General features: G+C 37.0%; 3 protein-coding genes. 2 read left to right on the top strand and 1 reads right to left on the bottom strand.

What is annotated here, in order from left to right; all coding sequences use genetic code 11:
- A partial coding sequence (locus ABGX27_00120; protein ID MEO2067906.1) for a 4Fe-4S dicluster domain-containing protein occupies positions 1–3,326 on the bottom strand: 3,326 nt, incomplete at its 3' end.
- Positions 3,327–3,490: 164 nt separating this feature from the next.
- Between ABGX27_00120 and ABGX27_00115 the strand changes: the two genes are divergently transcribed.
- Both ABGX27_00115 and ABGX27_00110 read left to right on the top strand, forming a co-directional pair.
- Entirely contained in the window at positions 3,491–4,162 is a 672-nt protein-coding gene (locus tag ABGX27_00115; protein ID MEO2067905.1) for a DUF2155 domain-containing protein, read from the top strand.
- Positions 4,163–4,226: 64 nt separating this feature from the next.
- Positions 4,227–4,631 (top strand): CBS domain-containing protein, encoded by a 405-nt coding sequence (locus ABGX27_00110; GenBank protein MEO2067904.1) that lies wholly within the window; start codon positions 4,227–4,229, stop codon positions 4,629–4,631.
- Positions 4,632–4,685: the final 54 nt, after the last annotated feature.

Here is a 4,685-nt window from a genome sequence, read left to right as displayed (position 1 = left end):
TTGTTTGGAAGGATTCCAACTCTTCTTTTTCTATTGGGTTTTAAAGCCTTCTCTTTACCAAGGAAAACCCTTTCCCCATCCAATATTGAAAGATCTCCTGATCCGTGTTGCCAGTGTCCAAAGTGGTGAGAATATGCAACAACACCTTCTCGGACTAAGTTTGTAATTTTTACTTTAGTAATCAGTCCCTTTTCAAAGGAAGGAGAGTAAATCCTGACTTTATCTCCTTCTTTTAGACCAAGTTTTTCAGCATCTACAGGGTTTATTTTAAGGTAAAAGTCTTTATCAAACTCTAAAGCACTTTCATAACAAATTGTTCTTGACTGGGTATGAAGAGCAGATTTGTAGGTTATTATGGCAAACGGATAGTCTCTATCCAGATCTTCAATATTTCTTCCGAAATAATCAGTTGAAGACTGGTATCTTATGGTTCCCCAAAATCTTTCACCTGTTAGGCTATTTTTACTCGTCGCAAGCTTTTCGTTCCAGATATAAACCTTTGGAACTCCAAAGATAAAGTTTCCGTATTCATCAAAAACTTCTTTGCTTGGCTTAAAAACTCCCCCTCTTACTAAGATAGTGCAAACCTTTCTCCACTCTTTTTCAGAAAGGATACTTTTGTGTTTTGCAACAGGGTAATTTTCTTCAACAAACCTTATTTCTTCGTAAGGTGCATCCTTCACTTTACTGTTAAAGGCTAAATTTGAAATACCTCGCAAGTAATAATCCTCAGGTTTTACGAGAGGATAAAGCTTTCCATTTTTTGAAGGAATTGCTCGTTTTCCGTATCCTGGAAGGTTCAGATACCTTGCTACATCTATTAGGAAGGTTTCCATACACATTGGTCTTCCATCACTCGTTTTATCAACTAAAGGTTCCAAAACAGGAGTTCTAACTGCCGTAAAGTGGCAACCTGGAGCGTGTGGTGTCAAGAAACCGTAATGTCCTTCAAGGTAGGTAATATCCGGAACTATGTAGTCGGCATAGATGTTTGTTTCGTTTATGGTTGTATCTATGGAAATGTGAAGGGGAACTTTATCATGATCTTTTAGAGTCTCTATAAATCTTATTCCCCCAGGCATACTGTAAACGATGTTTGAAAAATAAGTAATGAGTATCTTTATCGGGTAAGGATACTTTTGGTCAATTCCGGAAATTGCAGAAACCGATAATCCCCCTTTTGTGAAACTAAACCAAGGAAGTTTTGAAGGGTAACCTTTATTTTTAAACTCTGTTAAATCTTCATATCTTGCTTTTTCCCTAGATATTTTTACTCCCTTAGGTTTCTTGGAATTTGGGAAACTTTTGAGGTCATAGATACCTTTCTGCCAAGATGCAACTCCTTTACCTTTTCCAAGATATCCACCAATTCTATTAACATTTCCAACTAAAGCGTTGAGCATTGCTATTGCATAGCTTGCATAAGTTCCTCCAACGTAGTTTCCCCCTCCGTGATAGGCAAAAGCGGCAGCCTTTGGAGCATGTTCCCAAAATTCTTTAGCAACTTTTTTAATTTTTTCAACCGAAATTCCACTTTCCTTTGCATAAAAATCAAGGGAATGTTCAAAAACGCTTTCTTTCATTAGTTTAAAAGCAGTTTTTACTTTAACTCCATTTACCTCTCCTTCCCACTCCAAAACTCCTACATCAACCTCGTCAAAAGGCAAAGCTTTTAGAGTCTTAGAATCTATTACTACCTCTTTTCCATCTACTTTTAGGAACTTTCCAAAATCCTTTCTCTTTTCATCAACAACTACAAGATGAGTTGCATTAGTGTAAACGTTTCTATTCCTTTTCTTAGCGGCCTTCATGGAAGGTATTGATAAGAAATCCTCATCAAACCAACCATTCTCAAGCATTACTCTCAAAATCCCAAGAGCTAGAGCTCCGTCTTTTGTAGGTTTCACAGGAAGCCAATCGTGAGCGTGAACGATGGCTTTTGGAGCTCTTGGGTCAACAATAACAATTTTTAAATCTTTAGAAGCTATCCTCCTTGCAATTATGCTTCCGGAGGTGTTTACTCCTGGCTGAAGGGCTGAATAAATGTTGGCTCCAAATATGAGCATATATTTACAGTTCCAAAAGTCAGCTTTTAGTTCAACTTCCTTTCCATCAGTAAAGGCATAGTTGCCCATTCTAAAACCTATTCCACATATGTCGGTGTGCCCTATGTAGTTCTTTGAACCAATTGCCTTAAAAAGCCACCTTTTTATAAAGTGGCTTCTACCTCCTTGAGACCTTCCGGTAAACCACACGAGCTGGTTTCTCTTTGGCCCAAGCTCTGGAGCTTCTTTATTAATTGGTTCATCAGAAAGAACATCTTTTATTCCTGGATAATTCCTTTCATCACCAATTTCCTTAAAAAGTTTTCCTCCTTCACAAACTTCTCTTATTAACTGTTCCCAGCTTATAGGTCTAAACTTCCCAGAACCCCTTGGCCCAATCCTTTTCAAAGGTTTAATAATTCGATAAGGATTAAACAAGTATTCGACATCCATTTGAGGCTTTGCACAGGTCGTTCCAACTTCCTTAAAGCTTTCAAAAAGTGGGGTATCGTAAGGAATTTCTTTTCCGGCTCTGTTGTAAGGATGATAAGGATTTCCATCTACTCTAACTATTTGGTTATCTTTAACAAAAACTCTAAGCCCACACCTTGCATTACAAGCAAGGCAAACAGTATTAACAACCTTACTTCCTAAGTTTTTCTTTGTTTCATCAAAACTGTAAAGATTCCTTTTTGTTGGCTTATAGAAAAGCTCTGCTTGTTGATGTTTCAAAAGGAGTTTCCTAACTTCAGGTCTTGAATCTAAAAGTTCTTTTAGTCTTCCTTGAGGATTTAAGAGATTGCCGAAAATCAAAGCTCCACTTGGACAAACGGCAACGCATCTTGGAATATCACCTTTTAAAACTCTACCCGAACAGAAATCGCACTTTATAGCCTTATTTTCTTCATCAAAAGTTATTGCATCATGTGGACAAACTTTTGCACAAGAACCACAACCTGTACATCTTTCCCTATCTATGGAGATAATTCCCCCTTCTTTAACTTGGATAGCTCCAAAATGACACACTAAGACGCAAGGATGGTCAACGCATTCCCTACATATTTTTTCTTGATAGAAGAAGATTCTTCTTCCTATTTCTTTTTCTTTTATCCAAAAAAGATTTTTTCCTTTCTCAAGCTTACAGGCAGCCATACAGGATTTACAACCCATGCATAGTGTTTCATCAAAGATAAGAACAGGTTTGAAAGGTTCTTTTGCTTCTAAGGTTTCTCCTATTAGGAAAGTCAGTCCTAAAGCTTTTAAGAAATCCCTCCTGTTCATAGGAAACACTCCTTTTTTCAAAGAGTTTTTTGGAAATATTAACAAGAGTTAATCTATTATTCAAATAGTTTTCATCTATATTAAAACTTCTTTTGATAAAGAAAATCCATCAAATAGAGTTTTGATAAAATTAGGAAAAATTTGAAATCCCAAAGGAGAGAATGATGAAAAAGAGTCTAACTCTTTTAACGTTCTTTTTAGCTTTTGGTATTGCTACTTCTTCCTGTGGAAAGAAAGAAGAAACAGAACAAGGAAAAGTTTCGCAAGTAAACCAAACACAAACAAAAGTAGAAAACAAAGCTCCCAAACCTTTAACGGAACTTGCAGATAAAAACCCTCACGGCATGATGGAAGGTATGCCACCGGGACATCCCCCAGTAAATAACTTACCAGAGGGACATCCTCCAATTCACGGCAATATGGGAATGCCAGAAGGGCATGATGAACTGATGGCTGTTCATTCCGGTAAGAATCTCACAAAGTTTGATAAACCAATAAATATACCTCCTGAAGTTGTTAACACTTGGAAGCATGCAACAATCAAAATTGTCGATAAAACCACAGGAAAGGTTGTAAAAACCGAAAAGGTATCTAAAGACTCTGAAGTTAAATATGGAGACCTCGATATAAAAATTCTTTATATCGTACCCCACCTTGTTTTAGGTGATGGATATACTTCTGGTTCCAATGAGCCTTTAAACCCTGCAATCCTTGTTGAAGTTAAATCAAATGGAAAAACTATATACGCTGGACCTATTTACGAGAAATTCCCAGAAATGTACAACATTAACCATCCAAAATACGTTCTGATCCTAGCGAAAATTTCAAAAGAGTAGTTTCCTCTTGCTCCCTCCCGGGCATTAAATTAAAGAGTAGAATGGGTTTTAAAGGGAGGGATCTATGCCTGTAAAGGATCTTATTCAAAGAAAAGTAGTTGTTGTTGAACCTGACACACCGGTTAGAATTGCAACTCAAAGAATGAAAGATAAGATGGTAGGTTGTCTTGTTATTCTTGATGGAGATAAACCCGTTGGAGTAATTACTGACAGAGACATAGCTATAAGAGTAGTAGGAGAAGGGAAAGATTCTGAAACTCCGGTAAAAGAAGTAATGACAAAAGACCCAATAACCATAAATGAAGATGCATCACTACTTGAATTAACAAAAGCTTTTAGAGAAGCCGCTGTAAGGAGGCTTATAGTTGTGGATCAGGAAGGAAAATTAAAAGGTATAGTCTCTATTGACGATGTTTTAGAACTCTTAACTACCGAATTTGCCAATCTCGTTGTAGCTATAAGGGGATAAGAGGAAAATGGCGATAAAGATTGAAACAGAAGTTTTTGAAGGACCACTCGATTT

The organism is Desulfurobacteriaceae bacterium, from assembly GCA_039832905.1.
In the GTDB taxonomy this organism is placed as follows: Bacteria; Aquificota; Aquificia; order Desulfurobacteriales; family Desulfurobacteriaceae; genus Desulfurobacterium.
This window is presented reverse-complemented; position numbering and strand designations above follow the sequence as displayed.

Coding starts and splice junctions, on each gene's coding strand:
- ABGX27_00115 (MEO2067905.1), top strand. CDS start 3,491: ATGAAAAAGAGTCTAACTCTTTTAACGTTCTTTTTAGCTTTTGGTATT.
- ABGX27_00110 (MEO2067904.1), top strand. CDS start 4,227: ATGCCTGTAAAGGATCTTATTCAAAGAAAAGTAGTTGTTGTTGAACCT.